15 protein-coding genes are annotated in these 18,660 nt (G+C 72.8%); 3 read left to right on the forward strand and 12 right to left on the reverse strand.

The window, feature by feature from the left end:
• Window position 1: 1 nt before the first annotated feature.
• Entirely contained in the window at window positions 2–484 is a 483-nt protein-coding gene (locus J2S42_RS19345) for a GNAT family N-acetyltransferase (protein ID WP_307241109.1), read from the reverse strand.
• Between the two features lie 43 nt (window positions 485–527).
• On the opposite strand from J2S42_RS19345, the gene J2S42_RS19350 reads away from it, so the two are divergent.
• Complete coding sequence (locus J2S42_RS19350) at window positions 528–1,565, forward strand: glucose 1-dehydrogenase (protein WP_307248854.1); 1,038 nt, start codon at window positions 528–530, stop codon at window positions 1,563–1,565.
• On the opposite strand, the gene J2S42_RS19355 is transcribed toward J2S42_RS19350, so the two are convergent.
• The 6 genes from J2S42_RS19355 to proB form a co-directional block, all read right to left on the reverse strand.
• Window positions 1,562–2,860, reverse strand: a complete 1,299-nt coding sequence (locus tag J2S42_RS19355) for a DUF2252 domain-containing protein (protein ID WP_307241111.1) — start codon at window positions 2,858–2,860, stop codon at window positions 1,562–1,564. The two genes, J2S42_RS19350 and J2S42_RS19355, sit on opposite strands and share 4 nt — an antisense overlap.
• 78 nt (window positions 2,861–2,938) lie before the next feature.
• Entirely contained in the window at window positions 2,939–3,463 is a 525-nt protein-coding gene (locus tag J2S42_RS19360; RefSeq protein WP_307241113.1) for an NADH-quinone oxidoreductase subunit B, read from the reverse strand.
• An 18-nt stretch (window positions 3,464–3,481) separates the two neighbouring features.
• Window positions 3,482–4,330, reverse strand: a complete 849-nt coding sequence (locus J2S42_RS19365; RefSeq protein ID WP_307241115.1) for a siderophore-interacting protein — start codon at window positions 4,328–4,330, stop codon at window positions 3,482–3,484.
• A 165-nt stretch (window positions 4,331–4,495) separates the two neighbouring features.
• On the reverse strand, window positions 4,496–5,950 hold the full coding sequence (locus tag J2S42_RS19370) for a pyridoxal phosphate-dependent decarboxylase family protein (protein WP_307241117.1): 1,455 nt from the start codon (window positions 5,948–5,950) through the stop codon (window positions 4,496–4,498).
• A 30-nt stretch (window positions 5,951–5,980) separates the two neighbouring features.
• Complete coding sequence (locus tag J2S42_RS19375; RefSeq protein WP_307241119.1) at window positions 5,981–7,228, reverse strand: glutamate-5-semialdehyde dehydrogenase; 1,248 nt, start codon at window positions 7,226–7,228, stop codon at window positions 5,981–5,983.
• Window positions 7,229–7,245: 17 nt separating this feature from the next.
• On the reverse strand, window positions 7,246–8,346 hold the full coding sequence (gene proB, locus J2S42_RS19380) for a glutamate 5-kinase (protein ID WP_307241121.1): 1,101 nt from the start codon (window positions 8,344–8,346) through the stop codon (window positions 7,246–7,248).
• A 61-nt stretch (window positions 8,347–8,407) separates the two neighbouring features.
• Here proB and J2S42_RS19385 point away from each other — a divergent pair, with 61 nt between their 5' ends.
• A complete protein-coding gene (locus J2S42_RS19385) occupies window positions 8,408–8,716 on the forward strand; it encodes an MGMT family protein (RefSeq protein WP_307241123.1) in 309 nt (102 codons plus the stop codon).
• Between the two features lie 18 nt (window positions 8,717–8,734).
• Here the strand turns inward: J2S42_RS19385 and J2S42_RS19390 are convergent, their stop codons facing one another.
• Window positions 8,735–10,069: an MFS transporter gene (locus tag J2S42_RS19390; RefSeq protein WP_307241125.1), complete on the reverse strand. Its 1,335-nt coding sequence runs from the start codon at window positions 10,067–10,069 to the stop codon at window positions 8,735–8,737.
• 122 nt (window positions 10,070–10,191) lie between these two features.
• On the opposite strand from J2S42_RS19390, the gene J2S42_RS19395 reads away from it, so the two are divergent.
• On the forward strand, window positions 10,192–11,613 hold the full coding sequence (locus tag J2S42_RS19395) for a gamma-glutamyltransferase (protein ID WP_307241127.1): 1,422 nt from the start codon (window positions 10,192–10,194) through the stop codon (window positions 11,611–11,613).
• Between the two features lie 1,078 nt (window positions 11,614–12,691).
• Here the strand turns inward: J2S42_RS19395 and J2S42_RS19400 are convergent.
• The 4 genes from J2S42_RS19400 to J2S42_RS19415 form a co-directional block, all read right to left on the reverse strand.
• The gene (locus J2S42_RS19400; RefSeq protein WP_307248856.1) at window positions 12,692–13,510 is read right to left on the reverse strand and encodes a prenyltransferase/squalene oxidase repeat-containing protein; all 819 of its coding nucleotides are present in this window, start codon (window positions 13,508–13,510) and stop codon (window positions 12,692–12,694) included.
• A gap of 145 nt (window positions 13,511–13,655) precedes the next feature.
• Window positions 13,656–14,855: an adenylyltransferase/sulfurtransferase MoeZ gene (gene moeZ, locus J2S42_RS19405; RefSeq protein ID WP_307241129.1), complete on the reverse strand. Its 1,200-nt coding sequence runs from the start codon at window positions 14,853–14,855 to the stop codon at window positions 13,656–13,658.
• 70 nt (window positions 14,856–14,925) lie between these two features.
• Complete coding sequence (locus J2S42_RS19410; protein WP_307241131.1) at window positions 14,926–16,083, reverse strand: DUF3152 domain-containing protein; 1,158 nt, start codon at window positions 16,081–16,083, stop codon at window positions 14,926–14,928.
• An 84-nt stretch (window positions 16,084–16,167) separates the two neighbouring features.
• Window positions 16,168–18,336: a chromosomal replication initiator protein DnaA gene (locus J2S42_RS19415; RefSeq protein WP_307241133.1), complete on the reverse strand. Its 2,169-nt coding sequence runs from the start codon at window positions 18,334–18,336 to the stop codon at window positions 16,168–16,170.
• Window positions 18,337–18,660: the final 324 nt, after the last annotated feature.

Below are 18,660 nucleotides of genomic sequence, written 5' to 3' on the forward strand. Positions count from 1 at the left end.
GTCAGAGCATCGACGACCAGGTTTCTTCGACGAGGTCGCGGCCGTGCGCCCGAACCGGCACCGCATCGTCCAACGCAAATCCCGCTCGGGTGTAGATCCGGCGGGCGGCGGCCATCGCGCTGTACGTGCCGAGCACCATCCGGGTGTAGCCGGCCGCGCGCGCGAACCGGACGCACTCGCCGACCAGCCGCCCGCCCACGCCGAGCCCGCGCGCGGGCGCCTCGACCAGCAGCACACGCAGCTTGGCGGTGGCGTCGTCGGCCCGGACGCACATGATCGACCCGACCGGTTCGCCGGCCACCTCCGCGATCCAGACCGCCTCGCGCGCGGGGTCGTGCGCGGTGGCGAAGTCGGCGACGATCCGCGCCACCCACGCCTCGAACGTCACGTCGAAGCCGTGCTCGGCAGCGTAGACCGCGCCGTGCCGCTGCACGATCCAGCCGAGTTCGCCGGGCCGCGGCCCGCGGAGCGTCACGTCGGCCATGGCCCGAAGAATAGAGCGCCGCCGACGGGGAACATCGGTGGACATGCGGGGACTGACCATCACACCGGGTACGGCCGGATCGCTGCGGCTCGCCGAGGATCTGCCGGAGCCGCCGGAGGACGAGGGCCAGGTGCTCGTCGAGGCGGTCGCGGTCGGCGTCTGCGGCACCGACCGGGAGATCATCGACGGCGACTACGGCGAGGCGCCCGGCGACGGCGACCTGGTGATCGGGCACGAGTCGCTGGGCCGGGTGCTGGCCGACCCGACCGGCGCGTTCCAGGCCGGCGATCTGGTGGCCGGCATCGTCCGCCACCCCGACCCGGTACCGTGCCCGAACTGCGCGGCCGGCGAGTGGGACATGTGCCGCAACGGGCGGTACACCGAGCACGGCATCAAGGGCCGGCACGGGTTCGCACGCGAGCGCTACCGGCTCGAGCCGGACTTCGCGGTACGGCTCGAGCCCGGGCTCGGGCTGGCCGGTGTTCTGCTGGAGCCGGCCAGCGTGCTGGCGAAGGCGTGGGAGCACATCGAGCGGATCGGCGCCCGCTCGGTCTGGCGGCCGGAGACCGTGCTGGTCACCGGCGCCGGCCCGATCGGGCTGCTGGCCGCGCTGCTCGGCACCCAGCGCGGGCTGGACGTGCACGTGCTCGACCACAACACCGAGGGGCACAAGCCGGCGCTGGCCCGCGCGCTGGGCGTGACGTACCACTCCGAGCCGGTCAGCGAGATCGACTTCGAGCCGGACGTGATCATCGAGTGCACAGCGGTGCCGTCGATCGTGCTGGACGTGATGGCGAAGGTCGGCCCGAACGGCATGGCCTGCCTGACCGGCGTCTCCGATCCGGGCCGGCGCAACCAGGTGGACGCGGGCGCGCTCAACCGCGAGCTGGTGCTGGAGAACAACGTGGTCTTCGGCACCGTGAACGCCAACCGCCGGCACTGGGAGGCCGCGGCGGACGCGCTGGCCCGTGCGGACCGCTCCTGGCTGACCGGGCTGATCACCAAGCGGGTGCCGGTCGCGTCCTTCGAGGATGCCTACGGCGACGGCAAGGGCGAGGTGAAGATCGTGGTGGAGTTCTAGAGGCCGGGAAGCTTGCCGTTGCGGAAGAGGTCGACGAACTCCCGGTGGTCCTCGCGCGCCCGGGCGCCGTAGACGTGGGCGAACTCGACCAGGTGCGCGACGAAGCCGGCCTCGTCCCGGTCGACCTCGGCCACGATCTCCTCCTCGGTGGAGAAATCGACCAGGTCGTGGGCGGACTCGTCGTCCGCGACCGAGTGCATGCGGGCCACCGCGCGCCCCAGGTCCGCGACCACGCCGGTCAGTTCCTCGCGCTCGTTGACGTCGGACCAGTCCAGGTCGGCCGCGTACGGCGAGACCTCCGCGACCAGCTGGCCGACGCCGTCGATCTCGGTGTAGCCGAGCCACGGGTCCGCGTGCGCCTGCAGGGCCCGCTGGGACTCCGACGTACGGTGGCCCTGGTGTGTGAAGTAGCCGTGGACGGCGCGGTCGCCGATGTGCCGTGCGACCGCGGGGACCTGCGCCTGCTTCATGTAGATGATCACGTCGTTCTCCAGCGCCTGGGTGTGCCCCTCCAGCAGGATGTTGTACGACGGAAGCCCGGCCGACCCGATGCCCACACCCTTGCGCAGCACGATGTCCTTGATGTGCGCCTCGACCGAACGCCGGCGCGGCAGCGTGCCCAGGTAGTGCTGGAACGCCGCGGTCACGGTCTCCCGGACGACGTCGTCGATCTCGTAGACGCCGTCCGCGAGCGTGAACCGCCGCTCGTAGTTGTCGATCGTGGTCTGCGCGGCCAGCAAGTCCACCCGCGTGTTGAGCCGGGCCTGCTGCAACACCTTGAGCAGTACGCCGTCCGCGTTCGCCAGCGTGATCGAGCCGATCGCGTCGTCGCCGCCGCGCGCGATGGCCCCCAGCTCCGTCAGGTACGCGCGGGCGAACACGGTGACCAGCCCGCCGATCACGTCGTCGGAGAGCGCCTTGGCGTACCCGATCAGCGCCACGCTGGCCGCGAAGCGCTTGAGGTCCCAGGAGAACGGCCCCACGTACGCCTCGTCGAAGTCGTTGACGTTGAAGACCAGCTCGCCGGAGCCGTTCATGTACGTCCCGAAGTTCTCCGCGTGCAGGTCACCGTGGATCCAGACCCGGCTGGTGCGCGCGTTCAGGAACCGCTCGTCCGCGAAGTCACCGGTCATGTCCGCGTAGAACAGCGCCGCGCTGCCCCGGTAGAACGCGAACGGCGACGCCGCCATCTTCCGGAACTTCCGGCGGAACGCGGCCGGGTCCACCGCGATCAGTTCCCCGAACTCCCGCATGAGCACGTCGACGATGTGCACGGCACGCTGATCACTTCCCATGGTCGCGAGGCTAGACCGACCACGCCAACGACAAGCTGTAATGCCCGAATCCGGCCGGTCCGTCCGGCCACCGCGACGTCAGGACGGCGGCGGGACGATCGGGGCGGTGAGCGCGCGGGGGTCCGGGCGGGAGACGCCGCCGAAGCCGGACTGCTCCGCGGCGATCTTCTCCTGGAGGCGGAGGATGCCGTGCAGCAGGGCCTCGGGGCGGGGTGGGCAGCCGGGGACGTAGACGTCGACCGGGATGAGCTGGTCGACGCCCTTGGTGACGGAGTAGGAGTCCCAGTACGGGCCGCCGCAGTTGGCGCAGGAGCCGAACGAGATGACGTACTTCGGCTCGGGCATCTGGTCGTAGAGGCGTTTGATGGCCGGCGCCATCTTGTCCGTCACGGTGCCGGAGACGACCATCAGGTCGGCCTGCCGGGGGCTGTGCGCGAACGGGATGACGCCGAGCCGCATGAAGTCGTGCCGGCCCATGCTGGCCGCGATGAACTCGATCGCGCAGCAGGCCAGGCCGAAGTTGAACACCCAGAGTGAGTAGCGCCGCCCCCAGTTCAGCACGAACTTGATGGGCTCGCCGAGGACCTGCGGGAAACCGGTCACACAGGCACTCTAGACCGGTCAGCGGGCGACGAGCGCGGCTTCTTCCTCCTCGACCCGCCGGTTCCACTCGGCCTTGGACGACTGCCAGCCGTCCTCGTCCGCGCCGCGGCGCCAGTAACCCGAGATGGAGAGCCGGTTCATGGGTACGCCCAGCTCAAGCTTGAGAAGCCGACGGAACTCCTTCACGAAGTTCGCCTCGCCGTGCACGAACGCCTGCAGGTCGCCGGCCGGGAACGCCGGGACGGCCGCGCGCACGGTCTCGATCAGCTTCGCGCCGACCACGGCGTCGCCGCGGTGCACCCAGATGATCTCGGCGAGCCCGTCGGTGGGCAGCTTCTGCTCCTCCTCAAGGCCGCTGACCTCGATGAACACGCGAGCCTGGGCGCCGAGCGGGAGCCGTTCCAGCGACGCGCCGATGGCCGGCAGCGCGCTCTCGTCGCCGATCAGCAGGTGCCAGCCGGCGGCCGGGTCGGGCAGGTAGGCGCCGCCAGGGCCGAGCATGGTGAGCGTGTCGCCGGGGCGTGCGCGGTCGGCCCACGGGCCGGCGATGCCCTCGTCACCGTGGTGCACGAAGTCGATCGCCAGTTCCAGCGTGGCCGGGTTCCAGGAGCGCACCGTGTACGTCCGGACGCGGGGCCACAGCTCGCGGGGCATGTCACGGCGGACCGCGGCCATGTCCAGCGGGTCCGGGTAGTCGACGCCGTCCTGCGGGAAGCACAGCTTCACGTAGTGGTCGGAGAACTCACCGGCACCGAAACCGGCCAGCTCGTCGCCGGTGAGCCAGACGCGGATCATGTGCGGTGTGATCCGCTCGGTGCGGGTCACGCGCGCGGTCCGCGCCTGCGGCGTGCGCCGGGGCTCAGGCATGCCAGGCCTCCCGAATCGAAGAATGGAACTAAGGCTAGCCTAACCACAACTCGCCCTTTGTGCGCCAGCCCCCGATGCCGCAATTTTCTGTGACGCGTGTTCCCATCCGCGCAGCCCAGAGGAGAATTCCCGGCGCGAGGCGCAATACACCTCAGAATGGCAAGATCAATTCTTCGCCGGTACGGCGGGACGCTGCAACAGACTCAGGAATTCGATCAAGAACTGTTCCCGGAGTCGCGGTGGTGCCACGTTCAGCAGCGTGTTCACCGTCGCGCCGGGCGCTCCCCCGCCGGTCACGCCGAGCGACTCGGCCAGGCCAGCGACCAGCTCCGGCGTGAGCGTCTCCGGCGTCAGCGCGGCCGCCGTCGCGGCCAGGCCGTCCGGGAGCACCACCGGGCCGTGCGCGCGGGCCGCCGCGGCCGCCGCGGCGAGCGCGGGCCCGAACTCCCCGGCGGTCGGCGCGACCGCGGCGGTGACCGTCAGGTGCAGCGTCGGCGGGAGGTGGCCGTACGCCATCTGGGGCTGGGTGTGCCAGCCGCGTGTGGCCAGCTCGTCCGCCAGCACGAACACGTCCAGGCCGGGGTCGTCCGAGGTCAAACAGACCACGGTGGTCTCCGGCGGGACGAGCGGGCGCAGTCCGTCGACCGCGTCCACGGCTGCGGCCAGCGTGCGGACCGCGCCGAGCGTGCGGGCGGTCAGCCGGCGGTAACCGGACTCGCCGAGATGCCGCAGCGTGGCGTACGCGGCCGCGATCGGGCCGCCGGAGCGGGTGGAGGCGAGGCCGGCGTTCAGCATCGTGTAGCCGGGCCAGTCCGCGGACGCGAAATACTGCGGGCGGCGCAGCGCAGCGTCCGCGTGCAGCAGCACGGAGACACCCTTCGGCGCGTACGCGTACTTGTGCAGGTCCACCGAGATCGACGTGACTCCCGGAACGGAGAGGTCGAACGGCGGGACCGGCAGGCCCAGCCGGCGCAGGTAGGGCAGCGTCCAGCCACCGAAGCAGGCGTCCACGTGGCACCGTGTGCCGGCCGCCGCCGCGATCGCCGCGATCTCGCTCACCGGGTCGACCACGCCGTGCGCGTAGGACGGCGCCGAGCACGCCACCAGTACCGTGTCGGGTCCTATCGCTTTTGTCGTGGCTTTCGGATCGGCCTTCAGCGTGACCGGATCGACCGGCACCCGGTCCACCGCCACCCGCAGCAGGTGCGCGGCCTTCAGGAACGCGGCGTGCGCGGTCTCCGGCACCACCAGCCGCGGGTGCGCGACGTCCGGGCGCGCGTCCCGGGCCGCCTGCACGGCCAGGATCAGCGACTCGGTGCCGCCGCCGGTGACCGTGCCGACCGTGGCCGGGCCGCCGCCGAGCAGCCGGGCGGCGGCACCGGTCAGCGCGTTCTCCACGGCCAGCAGCGACGGGAACGCGGTCGGGTCGAGGCCGTTGACGTGCGCCGCGAGCGCGTGCGCGCTCGCGGTCAGCGCGTCCAGGCCTTCGATCGCGGGGTCGTAGACGTACGCGAACAGCCGCCCGCCGTGCGTCGGCAGGTCACCCGCACGCAGCGCACCCAACTCGGCCAGGATCGTCTCGGCCGGAACCCCGTCCTCCGGCAGCGCATCAAGGGACACGAGATCAGCTTCGCAGGTGCGCGGCGCTTATCAAGAGCGCAAATGCGCATCGCCGGTGACGACATACTTCGTCGACGTCAGCTCCGGCAACCCCATCGGGCCGCGCGCGTGCAGCTTCTGGGTGGAGATGCCGATCTCCGCGCCGAAGCCGAACTCGCCGCCGTCGGTGAACCGGGTCGACGCGTTGACCATGATCGCGGCCGCGTCGACCCGCGCCACGAACTCCCGCGACGCGACCACCGAGTCGGTCACGATCGCCTCGGTGTGCCCGGTCGAGTAACGCCCGATGTGCGCGATCGCCGCGTCCAGCGACTCCACCACGGCCACCGCGATGTCCGCGGACAGGTACTCCGTGGCGTAGTCCTCCTCGGTCGCGGGCACCACGCGCTCGTCGTACGCCTGCACCCGCGGGTCGCCGTGCACGGTCACGCCCGCCTCCGCGAACGCGGCCAGCGCGGACGGCAGGAACGTGTCCGCCACGGCCGCGTGCACCAGCAGCGACTCGGCCGTGTTGCAGGTGGAGAGCCGCTGGGTCTTCGAGTTGAGCGCGATCGCCAGCGCCTTGGCCAGGTCCGCGTGCGCGTCCACGTACACGTGGCAGTTGCCGACGCCGGTCTCGATCACCGGGACCGTGGACTCCTCCACCACCGTCTTGATCAGCGAGGCGCCGCCGCGCGGGATCAGCACGTCGACCAGGCCGCGCGCCCGCATCAGCTCCTTGACCGAGTCGCGGGTGGCGGCGTCGAGCAGCTGCACCGCGTCGGCCGGCAGTCCCTGGCCCTGGACCGCGTCGCGCAGCACGGCGACGATCGCGGCGTTCGAGTGCGCGGCCGAGCCGGAGCCGCGCAGCAGCGCCGCGTTGCCGGACTTCAGACAGATGCCGGCCGCGTCCGCGGTCACGTTCGGCCGGCCCTCGTAGATGATGCCGACCACGCCGAACGGCACCCGGATCTGGCGCAGCTCCAGCCCGTTCGGCAGCGTGGAGCCGCGGACCACCTCGCCGACCGGGTCGGGCAGGCCGGCCATGTGCCGCAGCCCGTCCGCCATGCCCGCCACCCGCGCCGGGTTCAGCGACAGCCGGTCGATGATCGCGTCGGAGAGGCCGGCCGCGCGGCCCACCTCGACGTCCTTCGCATTCGCCTCGACGATCTCGGCGGTGCGCGCCACCAGCGCGTCCGCCATCGCGACCAGCGCCGCGTCCTTGACCGTGCGGGACGCGGTGGCCAGCGCGGCGGCGGCCGTGCGCGCCCGTCCCGCCTGCTCGATCACGCTCGACATCTTCTGGGAGGCCCTTCCTAGAGCAGTACCAGGTCGTCGCGGTGGACGACCTCGCGTCGGTAATCGGGGTCGAGATCCTTCGTGGACCGGCCGAGCAGCACCGGCAGCTCCACCGCGTCATAGTTGACCAGCCCGCGGGCCACCGGGACCCCGGAACCGGCGTCGACCAGGTCGACCGGCTCACCGGCCGTGAACGAGCCGTCCACCGCCGTGATCCCGGCCGGGAGCAGCGACTTGCGGCGCACCACGATCGCCTGCACCGCGCCCGGGTCCAGGTGCAGCCGGCCGCGCGGCGTGGTCGCGTGCGCCAGCCAGAACAGCCGGGCCGCGGGCTTGCTCGGCTCGCGGTGGAAGAACGTGCCGACCGGCTCGCCGGTCAGCGCCGCGGTGGCCAGCGGTGCGGCGGTGAGCACCACCGGGATGCCGGCGCCGGTGGCGATCCGGGCGGCCTCCACCTTGGTGACCATCCCGCCCGTACCCACGCCGGCCTTTCCGGTTTTTCCGATCGTGACGCCGGCCAGGTCGTCGTCGCCGCGCACCTCGTCGATCCGCCGGGACTCCGGCCTGGCCGGGTCGCCGGTGTAGAGCGCGTCCACGTCCGACAACAGCACCAGCAGATCCGCCTCGACCAGCGCGGCGACCAGCGCGGCCAGCCGGTCGTTGTCGCCGAAGCGGATCTCGTCGGTGGCGACCGTGTCGTTCTCGTTCACGATCGGCACGGCCTCAAGATCCAGAAGCTTCCGGAGCGTGCGGTACGCGTTGCGGTAGTGCGCGCGGCGGGTCACGTCGTCCGCGGTCAGCAGCACCTGCCCGACCGTGCGGCCGAACCGGGCGAAGCTCGCCGCGTAGTGCCCGATCAGCAGGCCCTGGCCCACGCTCGCCGCGGCCTGCTGGGTGGCCAGGTCACGCGGCCGGCGGCGCAGGCCGAGCGGGGCGAGCCCGGCCGCGATCGCGCCGGACGAGACGAGCACCACCTCCCGCCCGTCGTCGATCAGCTTCGCCAGCGCGTCGACCAGCGACGACACCCGCTCCCCGTCGATCCCGCCGGCGGCCGTGGTGAGCGAGGACGACCCCACCTTGACCACGATCCGCTTCGCTCCGGTCACCGCTTCGCGCACCCGCCCATTCTGCGCGCCCTCGGCCGGTACACCTTTCGCAGATCCCATATCGTGGTGCGACATGACACCGGAGGAGTACGTCGAGGCCGTGCTCACGCTGGTCGAGAGCATCCCACCGGGCCGGGTCATGTCGTACGGCGCGATCGCGGACGCGCTCTACGACCGCTCCGGACGCGCCTCCGCCCGGCTGGTCGGCACGATCATGTCGCGGCACGGCGGCGCGGTGCCCTGGTACCGGGTGGTGAACAGCGCCGGCCGCCTCCCGCCCGGCCACGAGCAGCGCGCGCGGGAGCTGCTGGCCGCGGAAGGGCTGATCTTCACGGGCGAGCGGGTGCCGATGCGGGAGTTCGGGTGGAACCCGCCCACATGAGCGAGCGAATCCGCTGGCTCAGGCCCGGCGAAAGCCATCGGCGGAGCGAAGCGAAGGAGATGGCATAAGCGGCAACGGCAGCGCCACCAGCAGCGCGGGCAGCACGGTGAACCCGAGCAGCACGCCCAGCTTCGCGGTGCCGGTTTGCGCCGCGGCCTGCCCGGTGTCCGAGGAGACGTAGCCGAACAGCGCCAGCACCAGCGCGAACACGCCCGGCCCGAGCGCCAGGCCGAACGTCTCGCCGGCCGTCCACAGTCCGGTGAACACACCCGCCTGGCGCTTGCCGGTGCGCGCCTCGTCGTCCGCGATCCGGTCCGGCAGCAGCGCCATCGCGAAAACCTGCTCGCCCGCGTACCCGGCGCCCATCACGGCCACGATCAGGTAGACCGCGACCGGCGGCAGCACCGGCGCCGCCAGCAGGGCCAGCGCACCGGCCGCGAACAGCAGCGACGCGATCATGAACGCGCGCGTCTTCCCGGCCTGCGCGCCCACCCGCCGCCAGAGCGGCATGACCAGCAGCGCCGGGCCGACGAACGCGGCGAACAGCAGCGTCGGTCCGTCGTCCGGGCGGTCCAGGATCTGCGCCGCGAAGTAGTTGACGCCGGCCAGCACGGTGGCGATGCCGACCGCCTGCACCACGAAGACGATCAGCAACCGGGTGAACGCGCGGTTCCCGGCCGCCACCCGCAGCTGCGCGCGGAGGCTGGGCTCGCTCTCCCGCGCCCGGCCGACCGGCGCGCCCGCGGTGCCGAGGAACGCGCCGACCGCACCGGCCGCGATCAGCGCGCCGACGAAAACCCCCATCCAGCGGTGCCCGGGGACCCCGCCGCCGCCCGCGGCCACCACCAGCGGGGCCAGCGCACCGGAGACCAGGATGGCCAACGCCAGCACCGCGACCCGCCAGGTCATCAACCGGGTCCGTTCGGCGGGGTCGGTGGTCAGCTCGGCCGGCATCGCCACGTAGGGGACCTGGAAGAACGCGTACGCGGTGGCGGTCGCCAGGAACGCGACGGCCACGTAGGCGCCTCTGTGCTGGCCGAACGGCGCCGCGAAGATCGAGGCGAAGAGCAGAGCCACACCCAACCCCGCCACCAGAAGGTACGGGCGCCGCGCGCCCCACCGCGTACGGGTCCGGTCGGATATTCGCCCGGCGAGCGGATTGATCACCACGTCCCAGGCCTTGGGCAGCAGCACCAGCAGGCCGGCCATGCCCGCGGCCACGCCCAGCGTGTCGGTCAGATAGGGCAGGAGCAGCAGGCCGGGTACGGTGCCGAACGCGCCGGTGGCCAGCGACCCCAGCGCGTAGCCCCCGTGCACCCGGCGGGACAGAGACTCATCCGTACGCTGACTCATGCCGTCTCCTCTGCTCCGCTCCCCCGGCGACACTCGCCAGATTCACTCGCAAGCTCGCTCATCGGGCGCGGATGTCAGCCATCAGCACCCGATCACGGATGGACCCGTTTACGCTGCCGCCGGTGACGACTACGCAAAGCGCCCGAACGTCCGTACCGCCCGCCGTCGCCGCCGGGCACCCGGCCACCGCCGAGGCCGGTCTGCGCGCGCTCGCCGCCGGCGGTACCGCGGCCGACGCAGCGGTCGCGGCCGTGCTGGCCAGCGCCGCGACCGAGAGTATCTTCACCGGCCTGTGCGGCGGTGGGTTCGCGATCTGGTACGACGCCGCCACCCGCGCCGTGACCTGCCTCGATTTCTTCTGCGCCGTACCCGGCCTGGACGGCGACGTCACACCCGGCGCGATGATGCCGGCCGAGGTCGCGTTCGGCGCGGTTCCGGTCACGTACTCGATCGGCGGTGCCAGCGTCGCGGTCCCCGGCGTCCCCGCCGGTGCCGGCGAGGTGCACCGCCGCTGGGGCACGCTGCCCTGGTCCCGCGTGGTCGAACCGGCGATGCTGCTGGCCCGCACCGGCGTGCTGCTGCCCGCGGAGCACGCGCAGACGCTGATCGGCATCGGCCCCGCGCTGTCCTACGGGGACGGTGCGGCCGTCTACCGTCCCGGGGGCCGCTACCTGGCCGCCGGTGAACGCCTCTTCCACCCCGGCTTGGAGGCCGCGATGACCGAACTCGCCGACGAGGGCCCGGCCGGCTTCTACACCGGCCGGCTCGCCAAGCTGATGGTCGACGCGGTCCGCGCCACCGGCGGTGCACTCGGCCCGGCCGACCTCGCCGCCTACCGGGTACGGGAACTGCCGGTCCACGAGGCACCCCTGGCCGGCCGTCGGGTGCTGGCCCGCCAGGACCTGAACGCGCTGATCGCCACGATCGGCACGCTCCCCGCCGACCTCGCCGCGCTGCCCCGCCCCGCCCGCTCCGTGGCCGTCGCCCGCGCCCTGGCCGACCGCACCCCGCAGCGCCTCGGCGACACCACGAACGTCGCCGCCGTCGACGCACACGGCAACGCCTGCGTCATCACCACCACACTCGGCCTCGGCGCCGGCGTCTGGCTCCCCGGCCTCGGCGTCCACCTCAACTCCATGCTCGGCGAAGCCGAACTGATCACCGCGGACCCGGCCCCCGGCGACCGGATGTCCTCGATGATGTGCCCGCTGGTGGTCCTGGACGACGACGGCGCCCTGGTGCTGGCCGGCGGCTCCGCCGGCGCCTCCCGAATCCGCACCGCGCTGATCCACACACTGATCGCCACCCTGATCGACGGCCTGGACATGCCGGCCGCGATCGCCCGCCCGCGCTTCCACGTGGTCGGCGACGAGGTCCACGCCGAGGGCGGCGTCCCGGACGACGAACTGACCGCGATGGAGGCCGCCGGCTTCCCGGTCACCCGATGGGACCAGATCAGCCACTACTTCGGCGGCGCCTCCGCCATCGGCCGATCCGGCGCCGCCGCCGACCCCCGCCGCGGCGGCACCGCCGCGTTCCTCTGACCTTTGCTCTGCTTACCCGGACAGATCACCCACCGGGCCACCCTCGTTCGGCGCCGCTTTGCTCTGCTTACCTCGACAAATCGCCCACCGGGCCGCCCTCGTCCCGCGACGCCCTCGTCCCGCGAAGCCTTGCTCTGCTTACCTCGACAAATCGCCCAACACGCCCCATCGTTCCGCACCGCTTTGCTCTGCTTATCTGGATAAATCGCCCACCTTAGCTCTGCTTACCCGAACGGAAAGAGCATCGACGCCGGCATCGCCCGGCTACGCGGGCTTGTCTGCTTGGGGTTCGTCGGAGATCGGCCCGCCGGACGCGAAGCTTCGCCGTGACATGGCACTGCCTGTCGCAACCGGTGTCAGCCGAAGCGATCGAGGCGCAGACCCGGGCACCCCGTGCCCGAAATTTCGCCATAAGGCCGTCGGGTATGGCGCCCGCTTTCCTGCGCGGCCACTCAGCGGGCTATGCGTGGCCGGCAGCACCTGACAGCGACAGCAACAGCGGCGAGCGCGATTCATGTTGCTCTCGACGAAATATCGTGAATTCCGGGCACGAAGTTCCCGGACGGCCATCTCGACAACCACGGCCCCCGCCGACTGCCGCATGCGGACAACGCACGCAGGGTCCGGGCGGCGACACGACGTCTGCAGATCGGGAGGCGAGGCGCAAAGACCGCCAGCCAGTCGCGTCCCGAAAGGCGCGGAGTGCCCGACCGATGTCGCGTCATGGGCCTGCCGGCCGCAGTAGCCGCGAATTCCTCGCCACCAACGACGCGACCGGCCGCGACGCTCGCGAAATCGCCGCCACCAACGGCGCCACCGGCCGCGACGCGGCGGCTGCGGATTTGCCGCCACCAACAACGGAACCGGCTGCGACGCGGCATATAGGCCGCTCCGAACGGCGGACCCGGCTGCGACGCGGCGGCCGGGGATTCGTGGTTGGCAACGGCGGGGCCGGCTGCGACGCGGCGGCTGGAGCGGAGCGCCGGCGGGGCCGGAGGCCTCCGCGCGGTTTGCCCGCTCCGAGCATGCGGGCCGTGCCACGCCGGAAGCGGGAAGATCGGGGTCTGGGTGGGCCGGGTCAGGGGTGGGTGGCGCGGATGGCGAGGAGGGTGGTGTGGACGTCGAAGGCGTTGCCGTCGTCGCTGGGCCAGCCGCCGTCGGGGCGCTGCGTTTCGCCGAGGCGCTGGCGGGCGGCCTTGGGCAGGGGATCGTTGCCGGGGACGCCGGCGCGGCGAAGCGAGGCGGCGAGGTAGGCGGTGTCGCCGGGGCTGAGTTTCGGCAGGCGATCGGCGAGGATGAGCTGCATGCGGGCGGACTCGTAGAACATGTCCTGCCGGTAGAGGACGGCGGCGCCGAGGGCGCCGGTGATCAGGTAGGAGGGCCAGCTGCCGTCGGGGCGTAGGGAGCCGGCGATGGCCTGGGCGGCGGAGCGGGCGACACCGGCGTAGGCGCCGCCGAGGCGGGGGTCGAAGTGGCCGCTCTCGGCGGAGGCCTGGCCGCCGCCGATGATCAGCCAGTAGGCGGCCAGCGCGGTCAGGTGCAACCGTGCCTCGGGGTCGCCGGGGCGGGCCCAGGGCGGGGCGGTGTGCGCGTAGGAGGCGTCCTCCTCCCAGGTGCCGTCCGGGCGCTGGCGGCCGGCGAGCCAGTCGAGCGCCTTGCGGCCCGCGGGGCGGCCGAGCGCGCCGAGGTCGTCGAGTTCGGTGAGGCGGAAGCAGGTGGCGTCGATGGACGCGATCTCGCCGCCCCACTGGGCCGGCCAGCCGCCGTCGGGGGCCTGGCCCATCTCGGTACGGGAGATCGCGTCATCGGGCGCGGCTGCACCGGTGCGCAGGTAGGAGAGCCGGGCTCGATCCACCTGATCGCCTCGGGCAACCACGAAGCCTATCGCGGCATCCATGTCGACCACCGCGCCAGGCTACCCCCGGAAACCGGGTTCTGCTCTCGGCGAGTCAGGCTAGATCAACTATCCGTGAGGGGGATCTCGTCTTAAGGGCAAGCAAAATGCCCGCCTCCGGGAGGAAGCGGGCATTTTGCGTGAAGGCCTAGTACTCCGGCAGCGACGGGTCGATGTTCTTGACCCAGGACACCACGCCGCCCTGCACGTGCACCGCGTCCGTGAAGCCGGCCGCCTTGACCGCGGCCAGCGCCTCGGCCGAGCGCACGCCGGACTTGCAGTGCAGCACGATCTGCTTGTCCTGCGGCAGCTTGGACAGCGCCTCGCCGTTCAGGATGTCGCCCTTGGGGATGAGCGTGGAGCCGGGGATGCGGACGATCTCGTACTCCGCGGGCTCACGCACGTCGACCAGGAAGAAGTCCTTGCCGGCGTCCTGCCACTCCTTGAGCTCGTTGACCGTGATGGTGGAGCCGAGCGTGGCCTCCTGCGCCTCCTCGGAGACCGCGCCGCAGAAGTCGTCGTAGTCGATCAGGCCGGTGATCGGCTCCGCGTTCGGGTCCTTGCGGATCTTGATGGTGCGGTACGACATCTCCAGCGCGTCGTAGACCATCAGGCGGCCGAGCAGCGGGTCGCCGATGCCGGTGATCAGCTTGATCGCCTCGGTGACCTGGACCGCGCCGATCGACGCGCAGAGCACGCCGAGCACGCCGCCCTCGGCGCAGGACGGGACCATGCCGGGCGGCGGGGGCTCCGGGTAGAGGTCGCGGTAGTTGGGCCCGTACTGGTCCCAGAACACGCTGACCTGGCCGTCGAAGCGGTAGATCGAACCCCACACGTACGGCTTGCCGAGCAGCACGCACGCGTCGTTCACCAGGTAACGGGTGGCGAAGTTGTCGGTGCCGTCGACGATCAGGTCGTACTGCCCGAAGATCTCGAACACGTTGTCGTTGTCCAGCGACGTGTTGTGGATCTGCACGTTCACGTACGGGTTGATCTCGCGCACGGACGCGGCCGCGGACTCCGCCTTCGGCCTACCGATGTCGGACTGGCCGTGGATGATCTGGCGCTGCAGATTGGACTCGTCCACCGTGTCGAAGTCGACGATGCCCAGCGTGCCGACGCCGGCGGCGGCGAGGTACATCAGCGCCGGGGAGCCCAGGCCGCCCGCGCCCACACAGAGGACCTTGGCGTTCTTGAGCCGCTTCTGCCCCTCGACCCCGACGTCCGGGATGATCAGGTGGCGGGAATAGCGACGGATCTCGTCGACGGTCAGCTCGGCGGCGGGCTCGACGAGCGGGGGTAGGGCCACGATATGACTCCCCGGATCGATTGGGTATACGGACGCCATTGTTGCTCGGCCGTAACGGGACACGCCATGAGAAGCGACACGCGCCCGCACTGCGGGACAAGGGAATAGTTCATCTCACTGCCTTGCCCTGGTAACGGCGGCCGGCGAGATACGGCCAGGCGTTGGCGAGGCAACCGCGCAGGCCGTACGTCTGCTGCTGCATCACCGGCGCCGGCGAGCCCGGCCCGGGACAGGCCTCGTGCCCGTGCCCGAACTGGTGACCGGTCTCATGGTTGATCGCGTACGCCCGATAGTCGGCGATCGGCGCGTCGTAGTCCGGGATCGCGGTGTGCCAGCGCGCGGCGTTGATGATGACCTTGCCGGACAGCCGACAGGACGTGTAGGCGGACGTGGCCAGCCCGCCCGCCGCGCACATCTTCTCGCTGGTCTTCGGCGTGGCGAGGTAGATGACGAACTCCGCGTTCTGGCCCTGCGCCACCCGCTGCAGGCGGAACTGCCCGGACGCGGTCCAACTGCGCCGGTCGCCGAGGATCCGGTCCACCTCGGTCGCGAACGCGTCCACCGGTACGCCGGTGCCGCCCTCCGCCGCCACGCGGAACCGGCGCAGCATCCCGGCCCGGCCGAGCACCGGACCGGGCCCGGTGGCGTGGCCGAACGTGCCGGTGCCCTGCTGCGCGAACGTGGTGGCCTTCTCCGGCATCACCGTCTCGCCACCGGGCGGCGGCGGGGCGACCGACCGGGTCGCCACCGGCGTCTTCGGCACGATCGGCGTCTTCACGGACGGAGTCGGCCTCGGAGCGGGCGACGCGGGGCGGGGCGGGTCGACCGAGCGGGTCGGCGGCTCCCCCGACGCGACCGGCCCGGCCTCGCCGCCGGGCGCGCTGACCGGGCGGTAGTCCGGCCCTCGTGCGAGGTCCACCCCGACCAGCGCGGCCGCGGCCAGCAACAGGGCGACCACGCCGGTACGCCGCCGTTTGCGCCGCAACCGGCGGATCGGCTCGGCCGGAGCCGGTGCCCGGGCCGGGCCCGGTATGCGGACCGAGCCGGCGTCGCGGCGCGGCCGCCCGGACCGGCCCTCGGCACGGGTGACGGCCAGCGACCGGGACATCGGCGCGGCGGGCAGCCCGAAGTTCGCCCGCCGCTGGCGCCGGCGCTCGTCCGGGTCGAGGCGGACACGCCGGATCGCCGCCGCGGCGGCCGCGCGTTCCTCGGCGGTACGGCCACTGGCGGCACTCAGGGGATAGAGTCGGTTACCCGGAGTAGCCATCGCCCTTCAAGATTGCCACCAACCGCGGCCGGAAACGGCGTAACCCGCCCGAGAAGGTGGTTTCGCACCGTCCGTCCGGCCGGGTCAGGACGGCAGCAGGCCCTCCAGCCGGCGGTTGACGGCCGCGAGCGTGGCGCGCACCACGGCCTGCCGCCGGTCGTTGCCGACCACGGCCGAGCCGCTGAGCTGCTCCACCCAGCCGTCGCAGGCCAGCAGCAGCACGACCAGCGCGACCTCGGTGGTGCCGAACGGGACCACCGCTGCGTGCTCGACGTAACAGCGGCCGGGCTCCTCGCCCTTCTCGTCGGAGCGCAGGAGCTCGTCCACGGCGGAGGCGGCCGCGACCGCGCAGAGGCGCAGCACGTAGCCGTCGACGGCCGGGCCCGTGGCGACGCCGGTAGCGACCTGCTCGCCGACCGCCAGCTCCACCTCCACGGTCACGTCCAGGCCGAACGTGCGGGTCTGCACGTGCTCGATCAGCACGCGCGGGCCGGGACGGCCACCCGGGTCGAGCGCGGGCGGGCCGACCACGGCCGCGGTCGGCTGGCCGGGCAGGTAACCGGTCGCCAGCTGCTCACCGGTCTCGTCGGTGGCGGCGGCCGGCTCGATCGGCAGGCTTTCCGCGGGCGGTGCCACCCGGCGTCGCCGGGCCGGCTCGTCCACCGGCGCGGGCTGCGCCGGCACCGCGGGTGCGGGCTGGCTCGGCACCGGCCGGACGCCCGGCTGGATCGGCACGTGCGCGGACGCGGCGGACGGTTCGGGCTTCGGCGCGGCGGCCGGCCGCGGCAGGTAGCTGACGCCGCTGCGGCTCTGCGGCCGGGACGGCGCCTCGGCCGGTGGCTCCGCGGCCGGGCGGATCGGCGTGACCGACGCCGGGATCGGCGCCTCCGCGCCGATCGGCAGGCCCTCCTGGGAGGACGCGGCCAGGCCCATGCGCTCCTGCAGCAGCCGCGCCACCATCCGGGAGACCTCGGCCGGGTCGGCACCGTCCGTCAGGTCCAGCCGCAGCTTGTGCGCGCCGCTCTCGGTGATGTGCACGGTCGCGTGCCGTACGCCGGCCACCTCGCGCACCGCGGCCTGGATCGCGTCCACGTCGAACCCGTCCGGCCGGTCCCGCTCCGGTGCCGGGTCCTCCCGGCGCAGGCTGTCCCGGATCCGGGCCAGGTCGGGCGTGTCGGCGGCGGGCGGGCCGGCTATCGGCGCCGCGGGTATCTGGGGCACGTCGTCGGACGGCACGCGCTTGGGCAGCGCCTCCGGCGCCCGGCCGAAGTCGTCGAACTCGTCGCGGCCCGGCGGCAGCAGGCCGGGGGGCGGCGGCGGGTACGACGGGAAGCCCCCGGCGTACCCGGACTGGCGGAACGTCGGCTCGTCCGCCGGGTCGGGTATCGCGCGCCGGCGGCCCTCCTCGGGCGCGTCGGCACGCCTGCTGTCCAGGTCCAGCGGACGGAACTCGCGCCGGCCGGCCACGCGCGGCTCCGGCCCCTCCTCGCCCGCGCGGGACGAGCGGCGCGGCGGCAGCTCGTCGTCCGTCTCCGGCGAACGGCTCTCGCTGGACCGGCGCGGCTCGTAGGCCGGCGGGGCCGGCGGCTCCTCCGGCGCGGCGGGCGCGTCGGCCGGTGACTCGGCGCGGTCCCGGCCGAACCCGCGGCCGAACTCCGGCGAGCGGCGGCGCAGACCCTCCAGCAGGCGGCCACCGGCCTCGCTGATCCGGTCGCGCCCCTGGCGGGTGGGCAGCCCCTCCGGCGAGTCGATCAGGCGCGGCCCGTTCACCTCGGTGTCCGTCAGATCGGCCCGGGACGGCTCGCGACCCTCACGGGACAGACCGCCGTCGATCGCGCGCAGTCCGCCGGCCGGGCTGTCGCCACGACGGCCGGTGCGCGGCTCGTCCGCGCGCGGCGCACCCATCGGGCGCAGCGGCTCGACCGGCCGCGGCCCGCTCACCGGGCGGGGCCCGCTGTACCGCCCCGGCGGGGTCTCCGGCTCGCGATTCCACGCGGGCTCGCCCGGCGAGTGCCACGAGTCACGCGGTGTGATCTCGGACTCGGTCGGCTCGCCCGGGTAGGTCGGGCGCGGGAGGAGACCTGCGTCCTCCAGGTCACCTTCGTACGGGTACGGGGGCGCGCTGGCCGGCACCTGAGCGGCTGGCAGCGGAGATTGCGGCTCTACCGGGTGCTCCTCGTGATCATGGCCGTTGACCGGCCGACGCTGGGACCGGCCGGTGGCGGCCGGCGGGGACGGCGACAGTTGCGCCATCAGGTCTGCATATCGGGCCTGCGGGTCGATCCATGAGGACGCGTCGCGGTCGTTCGGCCGACGCCAGGCCGGGGGCATGGGCTCCGGCTCGTGCGAGGGACCAGCGTTCGACCATGCGGAATCGACCGGCGCCCAGCCGTTCGGCCGGGCGCGGTCGTCACGCGGAGCCGCACCGTTATGGTTTTCACCCGGCGTGGCGTCGTCCGCTTCCCTCGATTCGTCCACCGTGCGCTCCTCCGTCGCCCCCGCTGAGGCTACCGTGTGCTGACAGCAGCGATAAGTTGCTACGTCGGGCTAATTCGGCGACCGGGCGGGGGACGGTGG

Source organism: Catenuloplanes indicus, assembly GCF_030813715.1.
Taxonomy (GTDB): domain Bacteria; phylum Actinomycetota; class Actinomycetes; order Mycobacteriales; family Micromonosporaceae; genus Catenuloplanes; species Catenuloplanes indicus.

Excerpts from the sequence above, each read along its gene's own strand:
- J2S42_RS19415 (WP_307241133.1), bottom strand. The coding sequence starts at position 18,336 with ATGGCGCAACTGTCGCCGTCCCCGCCGGCCGCCACCGGCCGGTCCCAG.
- J2S42_RS19400 (WP_307248856.1), bottom strand. The coding sequence starts at position 13,510 with ATGGATGCCGCGATAGGCTTCGTGGTTGCCCGAGGCGATCAGGTGGAT.
- J2S42_RS19385 (WP_307241123.1), top strand. The coding sequence starts at position 8,408 with ATGACACCGGAGGAGTACGTCGAGGCCGTGCTCACGCTGGTCGAGAGC.
- J2S42_RS19375 (WP_307241119.1), bottom strand. The coding sequence starts at position 7,228 with ATGTCGAGCGTGATCGAGCAGGCGGGACGGGCGCGCACGGCCGCCGCC.
- J2S42_RS19365 (WP_307241115.1), bottom strand. The coding sequence starts at position 4,330 with ATGCCTGAGCCCCGGCGCACGCCGCAGGCGCGGACCGCGCGCGTGACC.
- J2S42_RS19390 (WP_307241125.1), bottom strand. The coding sequence starts at position 10,069 with ATGAGTCAGCGTACGGATGAGTCTCTGTCCCGCCGGGTGCACGGGGGC.
- J2S42_RS19345 (WP_307241109.1), bottom strand. The coding sequence starts at position 484 with ATGGCCGACGTGACGCTCCGCGGGCCGCGGCCCGGCGAACTCGGCTGG.
- moeZ (WP_307241129.1), bottom strand. The coding sequence starts at position 14,855 with ATGGCGTCCGTATACCCAATCGATCCGGGGAGTCATATCGTGGCCCTA.
- J2S42_RS19410 (WP_307241131.1), bottom strand. The coding sequence starts at position 16,083 with ATGGCTACTCCGGGTAACCGACTCTATCCCCTGAGTGCCGCCAGTGGC.
- J2S42_RS19355 (WP_307241111.1), bottom strand. The coding sequence starts at position 2,860 with ATGGGAAGTGATCAGCGTGCCGTGCACATCGTCGACGTGCTCATGCGG.
- J2S42_RS19350 (WP_307248854.1), top strand. The coding sequence starts at position 528 with ATGCGGGGACTGACCATCACACCGGGTACGGCCGGATCGCTGCGGCTC.